Genomic DNA, 17,444 nt, shown 5'->3' with positions numbered 1-17,444 from the left:
GTTCTCAGCGGTAACCCGCCGCCTGCAGCTCGAACAGCTCGGCATAGCGGCCGCCCTGCGCCATCAGCTGCGCATGGGTGCCGCTGGCCTCGATCCGGCCATCGGCCAGCACCAGGATGCGATCGGCCATGCGTACCGAGGAAAAACGGTGGGAAATCAATACTGCGGTGCGATTATCCGCCAGTTCCCTGAACCGCTGGAACACTTCAAACTCACTTCGGGCATCCAGCGCTGCGGTTGGCTCATCCAGGATCATCACCTGCGCATTGCGCATCCACGCGCGGGCAATGGCGATCTTCTGCCATTGGCCACCAGACAGGTCCACGCCCTGCTAGAAGCGGCGGCCGATCAGCTGGTCGTAGCCGCCGGGCAGGTCGTCGATCACTTCCTCGGCCATGCCGCGCCGCGCGGCGTCGGCGATGCGTGCCTGGTCGTCCATTGCCTCGACCTGGCCGACGCCGATGTTCTCGCCGGCGCTGAGGTTGTAGCGCACGAAGTCCTGGAAGATCACCCCGAGGTTGGCGCGCAGGTCGTCCAGGTCGTAGTCGCGCAGGTCACGGCCATCGAGCAGGATGCGGCCCTCGTCCGGCTCGTACAGCCGCGCCAGCAGCTTCACCAGCGTGGTCTTGCCCGCGCCATTCTCGCCGACCAGGGCCAGCACTTCGCCGGCGTGCAGCTGGAAATCCAGATGGCGCACCGCCCATTGCTCGGCATCGGGATAGCGGAAGCCGACGTTCTCGAACACGAAGCCCTGGCGGATCGGCTGCGGCACGCGCGCCGCGCCTTCCCGCGAGTGGATTTCCGGCTCGATCTGGAAGAACGAGAACAGGTCATCCAGGTACAGCGCCTGGCTGGCCACCTGCGAGAAGCCGATCAGCAGGCCTTCCAGCAGCTGGCGCAGGCGCAGGAAGCTGCCGGCGAGGAAGGTCAGGTCGCCGATCGAAAAGTCGCCGCGCACCGTGCGCCACGCAATGTAGGCGTAGGCGGTGTAATACCCCAGCGTGCCCAGCGCAGCCAGCAGCGTGCCCCAGAACGCGCGGCGCCGTGCAAGCGCCCGGTTGGCCTGGAACAGCGCCACCGACAGGCGCCGGTAGCGCTCCACCAGGAAGCGGTGCAGGTTGTAGATCTTCACTTCCTTGGCCGTTTCCACGCTGGCGCCGAGCTGGCGCAGGTAGTCGAGCTGGCGGCGCTCAGGCGTCCACTGGAAGTTGAGGCTGTACCCGGCCGCGTTGAAGTGCGATTCACCGATGAAGGCCGGCACCAGCGCCAGCGCCAGCAGCAGAATCAACCATGGCGCATACACCAGCAGGCCAACGGCGAGGCTGGCCACGGTGATCGCGTCCTGCACTTGGCCGAACAGCTGGCTCATCAGGTTCATCCGGCCCATGGTCTGGCGCCGTGCACGGTCCAGCTTGTCCTGCAGGTCCGGGTCCTCGAAGTCCTCCAGATCCAGCGTTGCCGCGTGTTCCATCAGCCGGATGCTGGTGACGTTGGCGAACAGTTCCGAGAGCAGCGCGTCGGCATAGCTGACCAACCGGCCGAGCAGGTCCGAGGCGATGGCCAGGCCGAACTCCAGCGCCAGCAGGCCCAGCAGTGGATTGAGCACGCCGCTGGACAGCGCCTCCCCCAGCGGCGGGAAACCGGCATCGTGCTGGCTCAGGTGCAGGGCACTGTCGATGATCAGCTTGCCGACGTACAGCATCGCCACCGGCAGCAGCGCGCGGATCAGGCGCAGCCCCAGGCTGGCCAGGGTGAGCACAGGACTGGTCTGCCAGACCATGCGCAGGAACGGCGGCAGGTTGCGCATCGCCTTGAAGCGCTGGCGCAGGCTGGGTTTCTTCGCGGCGGCAGCGCCAGCGGTTGGGGTAGCAGGCATGCGCGTATTGTGCGCGCCTGATACGTGCAGATGGGGTCAGTGCAGCCGTGTGGCCGGCACCGGGGTCAGAGCCCTTCGCGAAGCGAAGGGATCCGACCCTTCCGCATCCACGCATGGCGTGGATCTACCGTGTCGACCAAGGTCGACACCTACCAACAGCAGTAGAAGTCTGTCGAGGGCGGGGTGGGTCCGGTTGCGGGAGTGTCAGCCGCATGGATGCGGCTGCCAAGCCCCCAAGGACGGGTTTACGGCGTCTCCCGTAACCGGATCCACCTCGCCATCCCTCAGGAAACCAGCTTCTGACGTTGCTGTTGTTTCGGCTGTTGCCTCTGCGGGTGCCGGGCGGCAGCCCGGCCAACAAAAGCCTCTTACGGCAGCGGCGGCAGCAGGCCCGCACCCAGTCGGTTCCAGGCGTTGATCACCGCAATGCCCATGCTCAGGTCACTGATGCCCTTCTCATCGAAGTGCGGTGCCAGTGCATCGAACGCCACCTGCGACGGCGCACCGTCGGTCAGCCGGGTCAGTGCCTCGGCCCAGCCCAGCGCCGCGCGTTCGCGTGCATCGAAGAAGCGGCTTTCGTGCCACGCAGGCAGGGTGTCCAGTTTGCGCGGCTCGATGCCACCCTTGCGCAGCGCGGTGCCGTGCATGTCCATGCAGTAGCCGCAGCCGTTGAGCTGCGACACGCGCAGGAACAGCAGTTCCATCAGGGGCGGATCGATCGAACTGTCATGCACTGCCTGGCTGGTGGCCAGCAGGCCCTTGAAGGCCTCGGCGGCCAGGCGGGTGTAGGGGAGGCGGGGAGAGGTGTGGTCGGACATTTTCGGCTCCACGGCGGCCACGATGGCCGCCTTTCATTACAAGGACGCCGTGCCGTCACCGCGCGTGACAACGATCGGCAACTTTTCCGGATTCAGCACGCTGTACACATTGGCGATGCGGCCATCGACCACTTCGATGGTGGTGACCGAGTGCAGCCGATCGCCATGGAAGCGCAGGATCGCCGGTTCGCCGTTGACGTAACCCAGCTGCGCCGGGTGCGCGGCACCACGGCGGGCGATCGCCCAGAACAGGCGGCCGATGCGCTCGGCGCCAAGCAGCGGGCGGATTGCTGCGGTAACCACGCCGCCACCGTCGGAGACCAGCTGCGCGTTGGCGTGCAGCAGGGCCTGGATCGCCTCGCTGTCGCCGCGCTGCGAGGCATCCATGAAGCGCGCCAGCAGCTGCCGGTGCTGGCTGGCATCGGCGTTGAAGCGCGGTCGTCCGGCCTGCAACCGCTGCCGGGCGCGATGCACCAGTTGCCGGCAGTTGGCCTCGCTGTGGCCGATCAGGTCGGCGATTTCGCGGTAGTCGTGGTCGAACGCCTCCTTCAGCAGAAAGGCGGCGCGTTCCTCGGGGCCGAGCCGTTCGAGCAGGGTCAGGAAGGCCACCGAGACATCGTCGGTCAGCGCATGCAGCTGCGCCGGGCCGGGCGCCGGGTCGGGCTCCAGGGTGACCGCCAGCGGCTCGGCCAGCCAGGGGCCGACGTAGTGCACGCGCTCGCGCTTGGCCGCGCGCAGCCGGTCCAGGCCGAGCCGGGTGGTGGTGGTGACCAGCCAGGCTTCGGGGTCGCGGACGGCCGCCGGATCGGCGCCGGACCAGCGCAGCCAGGCATCCTGGACCAGGTCTTCGGCGTCGGCGCGGCTGCCGAGCAGGCGGTAGGCCAGGGCCATCAGGCGCGGGCGGTGGGTCTGGAAAGCGGTTTCGGCGTTCATGTGGGCAAGGACGCCGCAGCGGTGCGTGGCGTGACAGAGGGCTTGCGCGGATATTGCCGGCCGGCAGCCGGCACTACCACCCCGCGGCCGGGGGAGGGGGTAAAATGGGCGGATTACCCCCGCCAGCCTCGAGCAAGCGAGCAAGACGTGACATCGATCAAGCAGGAAGACCTCATCCAGTCCATCGCCGACGCGCTGCAGTACATCTCGTACTACCACCCGGTCGACTACATCAAGAACCTTGCCGCCGCCTACGAGCGCGAGGAGTCGCCGGCCGCGAAGGAAGCGATGGCGCAGATCCTGATCAATTCGCGCATGTGCGCCGAAGGCCACCGTCCGATCTGCCAGGACACCGGCATCGTCACCGTGTTCCTGGAAATCGGCATGGACGTGCGTTGGGATGACGCCACCATGGGTGTGGAAGACATGGCCAATGAGGGCGTGCGCCGTGCCTACATGCACCCGGACAACAAGCTGCGCGCCTCGGTGCTGGCTGATCCGGCCGGCAAGCGCATCAACACCAGGGACAACACCCCGGGCGTGGTCAACGTCAAGGTGGTGCCGGGCAACACCGTCGACGTGATCGTCGCCGCCAAGGGCGGTGGCTCGGAAGCCAAGACCAAATTCGCCATGCTCAACCCGTCCGACTCGATCGTCGACTGGGTGCTGAAGACCGTGCCGACCATGGGCGCCGGCTGGTGCCCGCCGGGCATGCTCGGCATCGGCATCGGCGGTACCGCCGAGAAGGCGATGCTGCTGGCCAAGGAAGCGCTGATGGAACCGATCGACATCACCGAGCTGCAGGCCCGCGGTGCGTCCAACCGCATCGAAGAGCTGCGTCTGGAGCTGTACGAGAAGGTCAACGCGCTGGGCATCGGTGCGCAGGGCCTGGGCGGCCTGACCACCGTGCTCGACATCAAGATCAACGATTACCCGACCCACGCGGCCAACCTGCCGGTGGCGATGATCCCGAACTGCGCGGCCACCCGCCACGCGCACTTCACCCTCGATGGCAGCGGCCCGGTGATGCTGGACCCGCCGTCGCTGGAAGACTGGCCGAAGCTGACCTACGATTCGTCCAAGGGCACCCGCGTGGACCTGGACACGATCACGCCGGAAGACGTGGCCAGCTGGAAGCCGGGCCAGACCCTGTTGCTCAATGGCAAGCTGCTGACCGGCCGCGATGCTGCGCACAAGCGCATGGTCGACATGCTCAACAAGGGCGAAGAACTGCCGGTCGATCTGAAGGGCCGCTTCATCTACTACGTCGGCCCGGTCGATCCGGTGCGCGACGAAGTGGTGGGCCCGGCCGGCCCGACCACGGCGACCCGCATGGACAAGTTCACCCGTCAGGTTCTGGAGCAGACCGGCCTGCTGGGCATGGTCGGCAAGGCCGAGCGCGGCCCGGCGGCGATCGAGGCGATCCGTGACAACAAGTCGGCCTACCTGATGGCCGTCGGTGGTTCGGCGTACCTGGTGTCCAAGGCGATCAAGGCGGCCAAGGTGGTCGGCTTCGCCGACCTGGGCATGGAAGCGATCTACGAGTTCACCGTGCAGGACATGCCGGTGACCGTGGCAGTGGATTCCACCGGCGAATCGGTACACAAGACCGGCCCGCGCGAATGGCAGGCCCGCATCGGCAAGATTCCGGTGGTGGTGGAGTAATCCTTCCACCCAGTGTCCAGACAGCGGCGCCCGTGTGGCGCCGTTGTTGTGTGCAGCCTGCCCGCGCGCGGCCTGCTCTGCTAACGTACTGGCCGGCGTACTGGAAGGGAGTCCATCGTGCTGCAGTGGTCGCGTGTTTTCGTGTTGCTGGTCGCTACGCTGGCGTGCAGCGCCTGCGGGCCACGTTATTTCGTCGAGCCACCCACCCACGAAGCGGGGAAGATCTGCGCGTCGGTCTGCGAGAGCCAGAAGGCGACGTGCGACTTCCACAACCGCGCCCGTGCCGAATCGGATCAGCGGAGCTGCGAAAGCGAGAAGAGCCGGATCATCAGCCGTTGCAGTGGTATCGCCGACGACAAGCAGCGGCACAACTGCGAAGGGGGCAACGGTGCCGGCAACTACTGCGGCCCCCCGGCGCTTCCTTCATGCAGTGCCCCGTACGCCCAGTGCCTGCTCTCCTGCGGCGGTACCGTGAATGACGTCCGCACCGACACTGGTATTCCCGTGTACTGATCGCGGCACGCGTAGGTGCCTGCACGGGTAACCGTAGTCTGCTAGGGTCGGCACTCCCCTGCACTGGATGTGCCCATGCGCCTGCATCGATCCGTCGCGGCTGTGTTCCTGCTGGTCCTGGCCGGCTGCAGCACAACGTCATCCTATGAAGGTGCGGATTTCTCCGCCTCCTCGCAGTGCCGCATGCAGTGCCAGGCCGACTATCGCAGCTGCATGGCGCGGGGCAGTATCGGCAGCAGCGACTTCAGCTGCGAGCAGCAGGCGGTGCCCGCGCCGGACAAGCGCTGCAAGGATGTCGCCAACCCCGAGCTGCGCCGTGCCTGCGAGCTGAAGGCGCATGACTGCACGATGCGCGCGCCGATGATGTCCTGTGGCGAACGCCGGGATTCCTGCATGAGCAGCTGCGGCTGAGCAACGATCGCGCGCGCGGGCGCATAATCGGCGGATCCACCTGCACAGGATCTTCCGCATGAGCACCACGCTGTATGGTTCGACCAGCACCGCCGCCCTCGTGGTGCATTGGCTGTTGATCGAGCTGGGCATCGAGCACGAGTTGGTGCTGCTGGATTTCGACGCGCGCGAGCACAAGTCGGCGGAGTACCTGGCGCTGAATCCGGCCGGTGTGGTGCCGACGCTGCTGATCGATGGCTTGGTACTGACCGAAGCGGCGGCCATTGCGTTGTACCTGGCTGATCGCCATCCGGACGCCAACCTGCTGCCCCCGGTGGGTACGCCACAGCGTGCCGATGCCTACCGGTGGATGTTCTGGTGTGCCAATACGCTGCAGCCCGCCTATCGCGCCTGGTTCTACCCGCATGAAATGGCGGGGGAGGCGAATATCGAGGCGAGCCGCGAGATGGCCCGTCAGCGCCTTGAAGCCGCCTGGCAGCATGTCGCCACGCACCTGCAGGTGCATGGTCCCTACCTGCTGGGCGCCACGCCCTGCGTGGTCGATTACATGCTGGTGATGCTGATGCGCTGGTCGCGCAACATGCCAAAGCCCAGCGACACCTGGCCGGTGCTGAAGGCGCATGCCACGTCGATGAAGGCGCGCCCGGCGTTTGCCGAGGTGTATCGCCGCGAGGGCATCACCGACTGGCGATAACCGAAAAAGGGGACGGAGGGAATTAAGTCGTTTGTGCACAAACGACTTAATTCCCTCCGTCCCCTTTTTCGGGCTAGAGGATCTCCAGCACCGTTTCCGGTGGGCGGCACAGCCGGGTGCCCTTGGGCGTGCGCACCACGGGGCGGTTGATCAGGCGCGGGTGTTCGGCCATCGAGGCCAGCAACGTGGCCTCGTCCGCATCTTCCAGGCCCAGTTCGGCGAACTGCGCTTCCTTGCTGCGCACCAGATCACGCGCGTCCAGCCCGGATTCGGCCAGCACCTGGCGCAGCGCGGCCACGTCCGGCGGGTTGCCCAGATACTCGATCACCACTGGATCGAAGCCCGCATCGCGGATCAGCTTCAGTGCGCCGCGCGAGTTGCTGCAGGCCGGGTTGTGCCAGATCGTCACGTCCATCAGAACCACTCCAGCAGCGACACGCCCACACCCACGTAGGTGGCTTTGTGGTTGTAGTCGATCAGGCTTTCGCCATAGCCATCGAAGACCTGCACATGGCCGCGCAGCAGGTTGCTGATCGGGAAGCCGTAATCCAGCTGCAGGGCGCCGTGCGAGCGGCTGCCGGTACGCAGCGAATGACGTGCCATCAGCGAGACTTCATGGCCGTTGCGGTTCCAGGTCAGGGTCGCGTCACCGCGGCCCATGTAGTCCTCGATGTCCGGATTGTTGTCGTCGCTGCGGGTCTCGGGAATGCGGTACCAGGGGCGCAGCACCAGCGCCCAGTTCTCACGGTCCAGGCCGATGTTGAGCATCACCCGGTTCCAGCTGCGCGACAGCGGATCAGCGCGGCCGTTGGACTGATGGTTCAGTGCGATGCCGGTCATGCGCCCGCGCCAGCCACCGATCGAGTAGCCGTTGCGGAATACCATCATCACTTCCGGCTCGTAATTGGTTTCGCGGAACGGGCGCGAATCCTCGCCATTGTAGGCCTGCCAGCGCGAACTCTGGGTGTAGCCGGCCCAGATATCGCCGTTGTCGCCGAACAGGTTCTCGGCGATCTTGGTCTTGAAGCTGATCTGGAACTTCAGTTCGGCACTGTCGAGCACCTGCGGGGTGGTGACCGTGTTGGCCGGGTTCGGCGAATGCGGCGTGGTGTTGCGGTCGCTGGTCCAGAACGCCGGCAGCAGGTACACCGGCTTGTAGGCACGCAGCTGGAATGGGCCCAGCTTGGAGTCCTCGGCCAGTTCCCAGCGGCTGTCCAGCAGCGAACCGCGGCCGGCGTTGGCCAGCGCGCTGTCCGGTGCCGCCGGACGGAACAGGTCGCTGACCCGTTCGCGCAGTTTCTCTTCGCCCTGGCTCACGCGTGCGGTCTGGCGCTCTTCGCGACGGGCCTGCGCGGCTGCCTCGGCAGCGGCGTCGGCAGCGGCCGTGGCCTGCGGGGTGTGCGCGAACAGGCGGTCATAGCAGGCCAGGCGCGCGGCGTCGGTGGTGATGGCGGCACACGCCGCCGGCGAGGTGTCGGTGCTGGGCACGAACTCCTGCGCGGCCAGCGGCGCACTGGCCAGGGCCAGCGCCAGCGGCGCGAGGCGGGGAAGCAGCGGGGGGAGGGTCATTCCAGCAGGCCCTTCGGTGAATACGGGAATCGCACAGTGTGGCGGCTGTACCGGATCGCGGCCAGCCCCCACGGTTTATGCACGGCCACTGCGTGCGTGTAGCGTGAAGGCTGCGCCGGTCACAGGAACCAGGCGAAGGCGAACAGCCCCAGCATCGCGATCACCACCGCCAGCTTCAGCGCCAGGCCGAGCAGGATGCCGAGCCAGGTGGCCAGGCCGACCTTTGTCGAGCGGCCCAGCTCGCGGGTGTGCCAGTACTCGCCGAGCAGGGCGCCGATCAACGGGCCGGCGAACAGGCCGATCGGCATGAAGAACAGGCCGACGATGCTGCCGACGAACGTGCCCCATAGCGCCTTCCGGCTGGCGCCCACCCGTTGTGCGCCCACCACCGTGGCCAGCACGTCCGCCAACAGCGAGAGCACGGTCAGTACACCCAGTGCGACCAGGGTTGGCCAGCCCACATGGGCGAAGCCGTCGGCCCAGGCCGCCAGCAGCAGTCCGATGAATACCAGCGGGATGCCGGGAAGGGCTGGCAGGATGATTCCGGCGATGCCGACCAGGACAAAAATGACCGCTAGCAGATATAAGATGAATGAGAGTCCCATGCTGTCCCGTATGGTGGCCGTTTTGGGGTTGACAGTGAAAGATTTTGCCAGTTGCTTTTTCGTTTTGGGCGGGTTAAGTTGCAGTCGCTGAGCTTGGCAAGGTCACCGTGGATCGTGGCCTGATGAAGCAAGATCTTCCCGATCCGCTGCATCGATGCACCTCGCTTCCCCCTTGCTTGTCAGCCGCCCACCAGGCGTTTCCAACAACAAGAGAGAGTCAAAGGGAGTTAGTGAGATGGCTGATCGCGAGACCGGTACCGTAAAGTGGTTCAATGATGCGAAGGGCTTCGGCTTCATCAGCCGGCAGAATGGCGAGGACGTGTTCGTGCACTTCCGCGCCATCGAGACCCAGGGCTTCAAGAGCCTCAAGGAAGGCCAGACTGTGAGCTTCGAAGTCGTGCAGGGCCAGAAGGGTCTGCAGGCTGACAAGGTGCAGCCGGTGTAATACCCGCCGCCTGTCGGCATGAAAAAGGCCCGCGCAAGCGGGCCTTTTTCGTTGCGCTTGGCCCGGTGCGGATCAGCGCAGGATGACCTTGCCGTTGACCACGCGCACGTAGGTGTTCTCGCGGATGCCGCCGAGGTCACGCTGGTTGACCACGATGGTGCGGCCATCGTCCATGCGCACGCTGATGTCGTAGGTATCGCTGGTCACGTTCTTCTGGATCTGGTTGCCGGCGAGCGCGCCACCGACCGCGCCTGCAGCGGCGGCGATGTTCTTGTTGCCGCGGCTGCCGCCGGTGTGGTCGGAGATCTCATGGCCGGCCACGGCGCCGACGATGCCGCCGAGGATGGCACCGGTCGCGCTGGGCGCGGTACGGCCGGACTGCACGGTGTTGATGCGGGTGACGATGCCGCAGTCGGCGCAGCGGCCCTGGTTGTAGCCACCATTGTTGCCGTAGCCGCCATTGTTGTAGCCGTTGTTGTAACCACCACCGCCGTAGCCGGGCGAGGTGGCACAGCCTGCCAGGGCGAGGGTAACGATGGCGCTGGCGGCAATGAGCTGGATCTTCATGGGGCGTCTCCTGGCCGTGAAGGCGGGTGTCTGGGGTGGTACTGCGTCATGCAGCAGGGTGGACGAATCGTCCCCTTTTGAACGTGAACGACGCGCCAACCGTGCGTGCCTTGCCCGGCTGCAGGATGAATGCGGCTCAGCGGAAGTCCTGGTGGCAGGCGCGGCAGTCGGACTGCACGGTTTCCACCACTTGGGCCAGGGCCGTGCAGTCGCTGGGCGGCGCGGCCAGGGCGGCGTTGAGGTTGCCGCGCAGCTGGCTGGCGTGCTGCTGGAACTGCGCGTTGTCCTTCAGCCCGGGAAAGGCCAGATCGAGGTCGTTGGACAGCAGGCGCAGGGCCTGCAGGCGCGGCACGCTGTCGGCCAGGCTGCAGCGGTTCTGCTGCTGGGCCTGCTGCAGCAGCTGCGATTGCCGTTGCATCACCTGCATCAGGCTGTCCGGGAAGGGGTCGCGGCGCGCCTGCAGGGCGCGGCCCACCATCACCGTGGCGATCAGGCCGATCAACAGTCCCAGGCCGAGCACGAACAGATAGCGGTAGGCGGTGGACGGGCGGCGGGGTGGGCTGGCGTTCATGGCGGGCTCTCCGGGCGTGCAACGGTGGGTTCGATGCTGGCGCGCTGCAGGCGCTGGCGCCTGCACGTTAAAATAGCGGGATGAACGAACAGGTCAAACAACGCTTCGCCGGCATCGAACGGCTGTATGGCGTGGGTGCGCTCGAGCGCCTGCAGGGCAGTCGCGTGGCGGTGGTGGGCATGGGCGGCGTCGGCTCATGGGTGGTGGAAGCGCTGGCCCGCTCGGCGGTCGGCCACCTGACCCTGATCGATGCCGATGACATCTGCGTCTCCAACACCAACCGGCAGTTGCCGGCGATGGAAGGCAACTACGGCCGCAACAAGGCCGAGGCGATGGCCGACCGCTGCCGTGCGATCAACCCGGACATCGAGGTCGATGCCGTGCAGGCGTTCCTGACCGTGTCCAACATGGCCGAGCTGCTGGACCGGGGCTTCGATCTGGTGATCGACGCCTGTGACAGCTTCCGGGTCAAGGTCGAGACGATTGCCTGGTGCCGCCGCCGCAAGCTGCCACTGCTGACCGTCGGCGCCGCCGGTGGCCGTACCGATCCCACCCTGGTGCGCATCCGCGATGTCTCGCGCACCGAGCACGACGCCATGCTGGCGCTGATCCGCAAGAAGCTGCGCAGCGAGTTCAATTTCCCGAAGAACGCCAAGCGCTATTTCGGTGTGCCGGCAGTGTATTCGCTGGAGAACGTGAAGTATCCGCAGGCTGATGGCAGCGTCTGTGGCATCCGCCCGAACCTCGGCGCCGATGCGGCGTTGAAGCTGGACTGCGGCGCCGGCCTGGGTGCGGCGACCCACATTACTGGCGCGTTCGCGTTCGCGGCGGTGGGCAAGGCGCTGGAAATGCTGCTGGAGCCGAAGAAGGTGAAGGCCGAAGCGGTAGAGACCAGCGAGGTGTGATGGATCGTGCCGGCCAAAGGCCGGCACCTGCCGTTACATTGCCGGCAGCGTAAACAGCCGCCGCGCATTCTCCGTCGTGGCCTGGGCCACTGCGTCCAACTCCATCCCGCGCAGCGCGGCCACGTGGCGGGCGATGACCGCCAGCCGTGCCGGTTCGTTGCGCTGGCCGCGGATGCCGGCGTCAGGCTGGTCGGGTGCGTCGGTCTCCAGCAGCAGCTGTTCCAGCGGCATGTCGCGCACCAGTCGCTGCAGGCGCTGCGCGCGTTCGTAGGTCAACGGACCGCCGAGCCCGAGCAGGAAGCCCTGCCGGTGCAGTTGTGCCGCCTGTTCCGGACTGCCCGAAAAGCTGTGCACCACGCCGCGCAGGCCGCCGATGCGACGGATCGCGGCGATCACCACGTCCACCGCGCGCCGTGCATGCACGATCACCGGCAGCTCGAACTCACGGGCCAGTTGCAGCTGGCCGATGAAGTACGCCTGCTGCGTCTCGGCATCCAGGCCTTCGACAAAGAAGTCCAGGCCGCATTCGCCGATCGCGCAGGGGCGTTCGCGCTCGATCCACTCGCGCAGCAGCGGCAGGTGGCCGGGCCGGTGCTCGGACAGGAACATCGGGTGCAGGCCGTAGGCCGGGTACAGCCCCGGCGCCTGCTGGCAGACCTCGCGCAGCTTCGGCCAGCTGGCCGCGGTCACCGCCGGCACCACCTGCAGGCGCACGCCAGCGGCCTGCGCGCGTGCGAACACGGCGGCGCGGTCACTGTCGAACTCGCCGGCATCGAGGTGGCAGTGGCTGTCGACCAGCAGGCTCAACGCTGTTCCAGCGACGGCGGCGCCGTGGCGGTGTTGCGGCTTTTCCAGTTGGCCAGCAGCAGGGTGCCGAAGCCGAGCACCAGTTCATCGACGAACGGGATCGGGTCGGGGATGAACAGGGTCAGTACGAACAGGCCTGCGGTGAGCTTGAACAGGGTGGGGTAGCGCAGCCGGCGCGCCCATTGCAGTACCGGCAGCAGCATCGGGTTGGCCATGGCGGGGGTCCTCCTGGGGAATATGCAAACGCTACCACGGGCCCAGCATTTCCCGATGCTGAATGGGTTACGGGAATGAGCAGGAAATGTGGAGATTCCGTTCAGGCAGCGCATGCTGCAATCTGGTCCGAGAACGTTGCGGATGGTCCGCAAGGAGCAGGTCATGAAAAGCACAACTACAACTGTCCTGGTCGCAGCGGGCGCGCTGCTGGTCGGTGGTATCGCCACCGCCGCCTTCATGAAGAGCGGCGACACGTCGCCTGATTCCATCAGCGCCGGAACCCCCAATGGCGAATCGCGCCTGGTCGATGGCAACGCCACTGACGATGGCGCGCGTGGTGACACGCTCGACCCGACGGCACCGCGTGGGCTGGAATATGCCGATGTGCTGAAGGTCGACCCGATCACCGAAAAGCAGAAGGCCTACGCCACCGTGATCGGCACCGATGCGGTGCGCGAGACCTCCACGACCCAGACCCCGCATGAAGTCTGCCAGGACGTGACCGTGCAGGAGCGCCTGCCGGAGCGTGACGGCAACGTCGGCGGCACCGTGGTCGGCGCGGTGGTCGGCGGCCTGCTCGGCAACCAGGTTGGCGGTGGTAACGGCAAGAAGGCCGCGACCGCGGCCGGTGCCGTGGCCGGTGGCTTCATCGGCAACCAGATCGACAAGCGCCATGTGGGTGGCCGCGTGGTCAACCGCACCGAGCGCCAGTGCCACACCGAGACCGCGACCTCCGAGTCGAGCCGCGTTACCGGCTACAACGTGACCTACCGCAACGAGGACGGCACCACCGGCACCATGCGCATGGCCAGCAAGCCGGGCAACCGCATCGCCATGGGCACCAACGACGTGGTGAAGGGCTACAACGTGACCTATCGCTACGACGGCGCCGAGAAGACCGTGCGCATGGACAACAAGCCGGCCAGCGATCGCCTGCCGGTGGTCGATGGCCAGCTGGTCACGCAGACCGCTGCTGCCGGCGCCACTGCGGCCACGCGCCAGTAATCCAGAACACTCTGCTGTACCCGACGGGCCGGCTCATGCCGGCCCGTTCTTTTGTGAGCGCGGGCATTCATCCGTGTGGACGCGGAATCCACCATCATGGTGGCCCCTTCGACATGGAGCCGGCATGAGCATCTTCGACCTGCGCATCGAAACAGAGCGCCTGATCCTGCGCCCGCTGCTGCGCGAGGACTACGAACCTTACCTGGCGTTCTGCGCCGACGAGGAAACGATGCGCACCCTCGGTGGCGTGCAGCCGCCTTCGGTGGCCTGGCGTGGCTTCTGCAGCCTGGCTGGCGCCTGGCAGCTGTTCGGCTTCTCGATGTTCAGCGTGATCGAGAAATCCAGCGGTGACTGGATCGGGCGCATGGGTCCCTGGCAACCGCAGGACTGGCCCGGTACCGAGGTTGGCTGGGGCATCCGCCATGCCAGCTGGGGCAGGGGCTATGCGCCGGAAGCTGCGGTCGCCGCGATCGACTGGGCGTTCGACACGCTCGGGTGGGATGAGGTGATCCACACCATCGCCGAGAACAATGACAACTCGCGGGCGGTCGCGCGCAAGCTCGGCAGCACGATGCTGCGCATGGGGGAGTTGCCAGCGCCGTACAACGACAAGCCGATGCAGATCTGGGGCCAGTCGCGCGAGCAATGGCGGCAGCGCCGTTCGCCATTGTAGAGCCGAGCCCACGCTCGGCTGCATCTGGCGCACAGCAGCCTAGCATGGGCTCGGCTCTACAGATTGTCCGCATGCTGCACCCGCGCTTGGCATTCACCGGCGTGCTTGCCAGACTGCACGCAACCGGCCGCCGGCCGGACGTGATGGAGCAGGCAATGGTGGAAGAGCGCGTCCCGCTGACGGTGCATGGCATGTCGGTCTCGGGCAATTGCCACAAGGTCCGCCTGCTGCTGGAGCAACTCGGCAGTCGTTACCGCTGGGTGGAAGTGGACAGTGCCCACGGCCAGACCCATACCCCCGAATTCCTGGCGCTCAACCCGAATGCCAAGGTGCCGCTGATCGTCCGCGACGATGGCCGCGTGCTGACCGAATCCAACGCGATCCTGTTCTGGCTGGCCGAAGGCACGCCGTACCTGCCCACTGATGGTTGGGAGCGCGCGCAGGCGTTGAGCTGGATGTTCTTCGAGCAGTACACGCACGAGCCGTGCGTGGCAGTGGCGCGCTTCATCCGCGGCTGGACCGCGCCCGAATCGCCGCGCCGCGCCGAACTGCCACGCCTGCACGAGCGCGCCGCCACCGCGCTGGCGGTGATGGAGCAGCACCTGCGCCAGGCGCAGTGGTTCACCGGAAGCGGATACGGCATCGCCGATATCGCCCTGTTTGCCTATACCGATGTGGCGGGCGAGGGCGGCATCAGCCTGGACCCATTCCCGGAAGTTCGCGCCTGGCTGCAGCGCGTGCGTGAGCAGCCGCGCTTCCTGCCGATGCCGGCGGTGACCGCCGAAGTGCGCTCGCGATTCGAGGCCGCGTGACTCTCGCCAAGGTGACCACCACAGGGTAGCGCCGGGCCATGCCCGGCGGAATGCAACAACGACACGGAGGGTGTTCGATGTTCGCTGTGGTTCCAGATCCGATTCCCGCACGCATGCGCGTGCTCAACCGCGCCGAGGTGTGCGACGTCAACTTCCTCGATGCGGTGCGTGGCTGGCGCGGCACCCCGCGCCCGCGCCCGGCACCGGATGCGCCGATCCTGCCGGGCAGCACGCTCACCGCCGCTGCTTTCGGCGAACTGTTCGACTCGCAGCTGGCCAGCCGCCAGCTGGACCTGATGGCACGCGTGCTGCGCGTGCAGAACAAGGTCTTCTACACCATCGGTTCCTCCGGCCATGAAGGCAATGCACTGCTGGCGCGGGCCTGCCGGCATACCGATCCCGCCTTCCTGCACTATCGCTCCGGTGCCTTCATGGCTGAGCGTTCGCGCCAGGTGCCGGGTATCGACCCGCTGCGCGATGCCGCTCTGTCCTTCGCCGCCAGCGCGGATGATCCGGCCAGCGGTGGCCGCCACAAGGTGTGGGGCAGCAAGCCATTGTGGGTGCTGCCGCAGACCTCGACGATTGCTTCGCACCTGCCGAAGGCGCTGGGCACCGCGCTGGCCATCGAAAGCGGCAAGCGGCTGGGGCAGGCGCTGCCGGTTCCCACCGACAGCATCGTGCTGTGCTCGTTCGGCGATGCCTCGGCCAACCATGCCACCGCGCAGACCGCCTTCAATACCGCGATGTGGTCGGCCTACCAGAAGCTGCCTGCACCGATCCTGTTCGTCTGCGAGGACAACGGTCTGGGCATTTCGGTGAAGACGCCGGACGGCTGGATTGCCGAGCGCTTCAGCCGGCAGCCGGGGCTCGACTATTTCTTCGCCGATGGCCTGGACCTGGCCACCGGGCACGCCCAGGTGCAGGCCGCGGTGGAACATTGCCGGCGCACGCGGCGGCCGACCTTCCTGCATCTGCGTACCACGCGCCTGATGGGCCATGCCGGCACTGACTTTGAAGTGGAATGGCGCGCGCTGCCGGAGCTGTGCGCGGCCGAGGCGCAGGATCCGCTGCTGCGCTCGGCGCAGATCGCGATGGAATCGGGCTGGATGGATGCAGCCGCCATCGAAGTGGCCTACGAAACGATGCGCGCGCGCTGCATGGCGGCGGCCGCCGACGCCGAAGGCCACCCGACGCTGCAGTCGCTGCAGGACGTGATGGCGCCGCTGGCGCCGTACACACCGGCGGCGGTGCAGGCTGAAGCGCGGCGCGAGGTGCTCGCCGAGATGCGCGAAGCGCTGTATGGCGGTGCGGAGACCCTGCCTGAGCGGCAGGCGCCACGGCACCTCGCCATCCAGATCAACCACGGCCTGCAGGAACTGCTGGCGAAGTATCCGCAGAGCCTGCTGTTCGGCGAGGACGTCGCGCAGAAGGGCGGTGTCTACACCGTCACCAAGGATCTGCTGCGCCGCTTCGGCCCACGTCGGGTGTTCAACACCCTGCTGGACGAGACCATGATCCTGGGCATGGCGCAGGGCCTGGCCAACATGGGCATGCTGCCGATTCCGGAGATCCAGTACCTGGCCTACCTGCACAACGCCATCGACCAGGTGCGCGGCGAAGCGTGTTCGTTGCAGTTCTTCTCCAATGACCAGTACCGCAATCCGATGCTGGTGCGGGTGGCCGGGCTGGGGTACCAGAAGGGCTTCGGTGGCCACTTCCACAACGACAATTCGATCACGGCGCTGCGCGACATTCCCGGCCTGGTGGTCGGTTGCCCGTCGCGTGGCGACGATGCGGTGATGATGCTGCGCACGCTGGCGGCGCTGGCCCGGGTGGATGGACGTGTGGCGGTGTTCCTGGAGCCCATCGCACTGTACATGAGCAAGGACCTGCATGAGCCGGGCGATGGCCGGTGGCTGTTCGACTACCCGGACCAGGGCCAGGCGCTGGTACCGGGTGAAGGCCGGGTCTATGCGCCGGAGGCAGGCGACCTGGTGGTCTACACCTATGGCAACGGCGTGCCGATGGCGCTGCGCGCGGCGCGGGCGATCGAGCAGCAGCTGGGCTGGCAGGTGCGGGTGGTCGACCTGCGCTGGCTGGTGCCGCTGGATGCCGGCTTCATCGCCAGCCAGGCCGCCAGTGCACGGCGGGTGCTGGTGCTGGACGAGGGCCGCCACAGTGGTGGGGTGGGCGAGGGCGTGGTCACGGCACTGGTCGAGGCCGGTTTCGGCCACCTGCCGCTGCGCCGGGTCTGCGGTGCCGATACCTATACCCCGCTGGCGGGGGCAGCAATGTTCGGGCTTCCAAGCGACAATGCGGTGATTGGCGCCGCCCTTGAACTGGCGCAGGAACCTTGATG

Annotated in this window: 19 protein-coding genes and 1 pseudogene; 10 read left to right on the top strand and 10 right to left on the bottom strand. The window is 66.8% G+C overall.

Features of this window, described 5'->3' with window-relative positions; translation table 11 throughout:
- Nucleotides 1-4: 4 nt before the first annotated feature.
- The 3 genes and pseudogenes from ACW5IY_RS14620 to ACW5IY_RS14610 all read right to left on the bottom strand — a co-directional run bounded on the left by ACW5IY_RS14620 (nucleotide 5) and on the right by ACW5IY_RS14610 (nucleotide 3,627).
- A pseudogene (locus tag ACW5IY_RS14620) lies at nucleotides 5-1,876 on the bottom strand (ABC transporter ATP-binding protein).
- Between the two features lie 368 nt (nucleotides 1,877-2,244).
- Nucleotides 2,245-2,694, bottom strand: coding sequence for a carboxymuconolactone decarboxylase family protein (locus ACW5IY_RS14615; protein ID WP_049434847.1), 450 nt, complete (start codon nucleotides 2,692-2,694; stop codon nucleotides 2,245-2,247).
- A 36-nt stretch (nucleotides 2,695-2,730) separates the two neighbouring features.
- Nucleotides 2,731-3,627: an RNA polymerase sigma-70 factor gene (locus ACW5IY_RS14610; protein ID WP_049434849.1), complete on the bottom strand. Its 897-nt coding sequence runs from the start codon at nucleotides 3,625-3,627 to the stop codon at nucleotides 2,731-2,733.
- Between the two features lie 147 nt (nucleotides 3,628-3,774).
- On the opposite strand from ACW5IY_RS14610, the gene ACW5IY_RS14605 reads away from it, so the two are divergent.
- The 4 genes from ACW5IY_RS14605 (at nucleotide 3,775) to ACW5IY_RS14590 (ending at nucleotide 6,910) form a co-directional block, all read left to right on the top strand.
- Entirely contained in the window at nucleotides 3,775-5,292 is a 1,518-nt protein-coding gene (locus ACW5IY_RS14605; RefSeq protein WP_049434851.1) for a fumarate hydratase, read from the top strand.
- A gap of 117 nt (nucleotides 5,293-5,409) precedes the next feature.
- A complete protein-coding gene (locus ACW5IY_RS14600; protein WP_010486790.1) occupies nucleotides 5,410-5,805 on the top strand; it encodes a hypothetical protein in 396 nt (131 codons plus the stop codon).
- Between the two features lie 75 nt (nucleotides 5,806-5,880).
- A complete protein-coding gene (locus ACW5IY_RS14595) occupies nucleotides 5,881-6,216 on the top strand; it encodes a hypothetical protein (RefSeq protein WP_049434852.1) in 336 nt (111 codons plus the stop codon).
- A 58-nt stretch (nucleotides 6,217-6,274) separates the two neighbouring features.
- Nucleotides 6,275-6,910 carry a glutathione S-transferase family protein gene (locus tag ACW5IY_RS14590; RefSeq protein ID WP_049434853.1) on the top strand — a complete coding sequence of 212 codons (636 nt, stop codon included), beginning with the start codon at nucleotides 6,275-6,277 and terminating at the stop codon, nucleotides 6,908-6,910.
- A 73-nt stretch (nucleotides 6,911-6,983) separates the two neighbouring features.
- On the opposite strand, the gene arsC is transcribed toward ACW5IY_RS14590, so the two are convergent.
- From arsC to ACW5IY_RS14575, 3 genes are all read right to left on the bottom strand, one after another.
- Nucleotides 6,984-7,325 (bottom strand): arsenate reductase (glutaredoxin), encoded by a 342-nt coding sequence (gene arsC, locus ACW5IY_RS14585; protein ID WP_043401582.1) that lies wholly within the window; start codon nucleotides 7,323-7,325, stop codon nucleotides 6,984-6,986.
- Nucleotides 7,325-8,479, bottom strand: coding sequence for a phospholipase A (locus ACW5IY_RS14580; protein ID WP_049434855.1), 1,155 nt, complete (start codon nucleotides 8,477-8,479; stop codon nucleotides 7,325-7,327). The genes arsC and ACW5IY_RS14580 overlap by 1 nt, the downstream gene beginning before the upstream one ends.
- A 119-nt stretch (nucleotides 8,480-8,598) precedes the next feature.
- On the bottom strand, nucleotides 8,599-9,084 hold the full coding sequence (locus tag ACW5IY_RS14575) for a DUF456 domain-containing protein (RefSeq protein WP_010486801.1): 486 nt from the start codon (nucleotides 9,082-9,084) through the stop codon (nucleotides 8,599-8,601).
- Between the two features lie 235 nt (nucleotides 9,085-9,319).
- On the opposite strand from ACW5IY_RS14575, the gene ACW5IY_RS14570 reads away from it, so the two are divergent.
- Nucleotides 9,320-9,529: a cold-shock protein gene (locus tag ACW5IY_RS14570; RefSeq protein WP_010486802.1), complete on the top strand. Its 210-nt coding sequence runs from the start codon at nucleotides 9,320-9,322 to the stop codon at nucleotides 9,527-9,529.
- Between the two features lie 72 nt (nucleotides 9,530-9,601).
- On the opposite strand, the gene ACW5IY_RS14565 is transcribed toward ACW5IY_RS14570, so the two are convergent.
- Both ACW5IY_RS14565 and ACW5IY_RS14560 read right to left on the bottom strand, forming a co-directional pair.
- Nucleotides 9,602-10,096 (bottom strand): glycine zipper 2TM domain-containing protein, encoded by a 495-nt coding sequence (locus ACW5IY_RS14565; protein WP_049434857.1) that lies wholly within the window; start codon nucleotides 10,094-10,096, stop codon nucleotides 9,602-9,604.
- 136 nt (nucleotides 10,097-10,232) lie between these two features.
- Nucleotides 10,233-10,667 carry a cytochrome c gene (locus tag ACW5IY_RS14560; protein ID WP_049434859.1) on the bottom strand — a complete coding sequence of 145 codons (435 nt, stop codon included), beginning with the start codon at nucleotides 10,665-10,667 and terminating at the stop codon, nucleotides 10,233-10,235.
- A gap of 80 nt (nucleotides 10,668-10,747) precedes the next feature.
- Between ACW5IY_RS14560 and ACW5IY_RS14555 the strand changes: the two genes are divergently transcribed.
- Nucleotides 10,748-11,572: a tRNA threonylcarbamoyladenosine dehydratase gene (locus tag ACW5IY_RS14555; protein ID WP_049434861.1), complete on the top strand. Its 825-nt coding sequence runs from the start codon at nucleotides 10,748-10,750 to the stop codon at nucleotides 11,570-11,572.
- Nucleotides 11,573-11,605: 33 nt separating this feature from the next.
- Here the strand turns inward: ACW5IY_RS14555 and ACW5IY_RS14550 are convergent, their stop codons facing one another.
- Together ACW5IY_RS14550 and ACW5IY_RS14545 are read right to left on the bottom strand one after the other, a co-directional pair.
- Complete coding sequence (locus ACW5IY_RS14550) at nucleotides 11,606-12,379, bottom strand: TatD family hydrolase (protein WP_049434863.1); 774 nt, start codon at nucleotides 12,377-12,379, stop codon at nucleotides 11,606-11,608.
- Nucleotides 12,376-12,594 carry a DUF6116 family protein gene (locus ACW5IY_RS14545; RefSeq protein ID WP_010486812.1) on the bottom strand — a complete coding sequence of 73 codons (219 nt, stop codon included), beginning with the start codon at nucleotides 12,592-12,594 and terminating at the stop codon, nucleotides 12,376-12,378. The genes ACW5IY_RS14550 and ACW5IY_RS14545 overlap by 4 nt, the downstream gene beginning before the upstream one ends.
- A 163-nt stretch (nucleotides 12,595-12,757) precedes the next feature.
- On the opposite strand from ACW5IY_RS14545, the gene ACW5IY_RS14540 reads away from it, so the two are divergent.
- From ACW5IY_RS14540 to ACW5IY_RS14525, 4 genes are all read left to right on the top strand, one after another.
- Nucleotides 12,758-13,600: a glycine zipper 2TM domain-containing protein gene (locus tag ACW5IY_RS14540; protein WP_049434895.1), complete on the top strand. Its 843-nt coding sequence runs from the start codon at nucleotides 12,758-12,760 to the stop codon at nucleotides 13,598-13,600.
- Between the two features lie 124 nt (nucleotides 13,601-13,724).
- Nucleotides 13,725-14,273 (top strand): GNAT family N-acetyltransferase, encoded by a 549-nt coding sequence (locus tag ACW5IY_RS14535; protein WP_049434866.1) that lies wholly within the window; start codon nucleotides 13,725-13,727, stop codon nucleotides 14,271-14,273.
- A gap of 155 nt (nucleotides 14,274-14,428) precedes the next feature.
- Nucleotides 14,429-15,085, top strand: a complete 657-nt coding sequence (locus ACW5IY_RS14530; protein ID WP_049434897.1) for a glutathione S-transferase family protein — start codon at nucleotides 14,429-14,431, stop codon at nucleotides 15,083-15,085.
- Nucleotides 15,086-15,162: 77 nt separating this feature from the next.
- The gene (locus tag ACW5IY_RS14525; protein WP_049434868.1) at nucleotides 15,163-17,442 is read left to right on the top strand and encodes a thiamine pyrophosphate-dependent enzyme; all 2,280 of its coding nucleotides are present in this window, start codon (nucleotides 15,163-15,165) and stop codon (nucleotides 17,440-17,442) included.
- Nucleotides 17,443-17,444 lie beyond the last annotated feature (2 nt).

Source organism: Stenotrophomonas sp. C-A (assembly GCF_054030835.1).
This window is presented reverse-complemented; position numbering and strand designations above follow the sequence as displayed.

Bases quoted from the DNA above. Each gene is read 5' to 3' on its own strand.
- ACW5IY_RS14615 (WP_049434847.1), bottom strand. From the start codon at position 2,694: ATGTCCGACCACACCTCTCCCCGCCTCCCCTACACCCGCCTGGCCGCC.
- ACW5IY_RS14610 (WP_049434849.1), bottom strand. From the start codon at position 3,627: ATGAACGCCGAAACCGCTTTCCAGACCCACCGCCCGCGCCTGATGGCC.
- ACW5IY_RS14595 (WP_049434852.1), top strand. From the start codon at position 5,881: ATGCGCCTGCATCGATCCGTCGCGGCTGTGTTCCTGCTGGTCCTGGCC.
- ACW5IY_RS14590 (WP_049434853.1), top strand. From the start codon at position 6,275: ATGAGCACCACGCTGTATGGTTCGACCAGCACCGCCGCCCTCGTGGTG.
- arsC (WP_043401582.1), bottom strand. From the start codon at position 7,325: ATGGACGTGACGATCTGGCACAACCCGGCCTGCAGCAACTCGCGCGGC.
- ACW5IY_RS14580 (WP_049434855.1), bottom strand. From the start codon at position 8,479: ATGACCCTCCCCCCGCTGCTTCCCCGCCTCGCGCCGCTGGCGCTGGCC.
- ACW5IY_RS14575 (WP_010486801.1), bottom strand. From the start codon at position 9,084: ATGGGACTCTCATTCATCTTATATCTGCTAGCGGTCATTTTTGTCCTG.
- ACW5IY_RS14570 (WP_010486802.1), top strand. From the start codon at position 9,320: ATGGCTGATCGCGAGACCGGTACCGTAAAGTGGTTCAATGATGCGAAG.
- ACW5IY_RS14565 (WP_049434857.1), bottom strand. From the start codon at position 10,096: ATGAAGATCCAGCTCATTGCCGCCAGCGCCATCGTTACCCTCGCCCTG.
- ACW5IY_RS14560 (WP_049434859.1), bottom strand. From the start codon at position 10,667: ATGAACGCCAGCCCACCCCGCCGCCCGTCCACCGCCTACCGCTATCTG.
- ACW5IY_RS14555 (WP_049434861.1), top strand. From the start codon at position 10,748: ATGAACGAACAGGTCAAACAACGCTTCGCCGGCATCGAACGGCTGTAT.
- ACW5IY_RS14545 (WP_010486812.1), bottom strand. From the start codon at position 12,594: ATGGCCAACCCGATGCTGCTGCCGGTACTGCAATGGGCGCGCCGGCTG.
- ACW5IY_RS14540 (WP_049434895.1), top strand. From the start codon at position 12,758: ATGAAAAGCACAACTACAACTGTCCTGGTCGCAGCGGGCGCGCTGCTG.
- ACW5IY_RS14535 (WP_049434866.1), top strand. From the start codon at position 13,725: ATGAGCATCTTCGACCTGCGCATCGAAACAGAGCGCCTGATCCTGCGC.
- ACW5IY_RS14530 (WP_049434897.1), top strand. From the start codon at position 14,429: ATGGTGGAAGAGCGCGTCCCGCTGACGGTGCATGGCATGTCGGTCTCG.
- ACW5IY_RS14525 (WP_049434868.1), top strand. From the start codon at position 15,163: ATGTTCGCTGTGGTTCCAGATCCGATTCCCGCACGCATGCGCGTGCTC.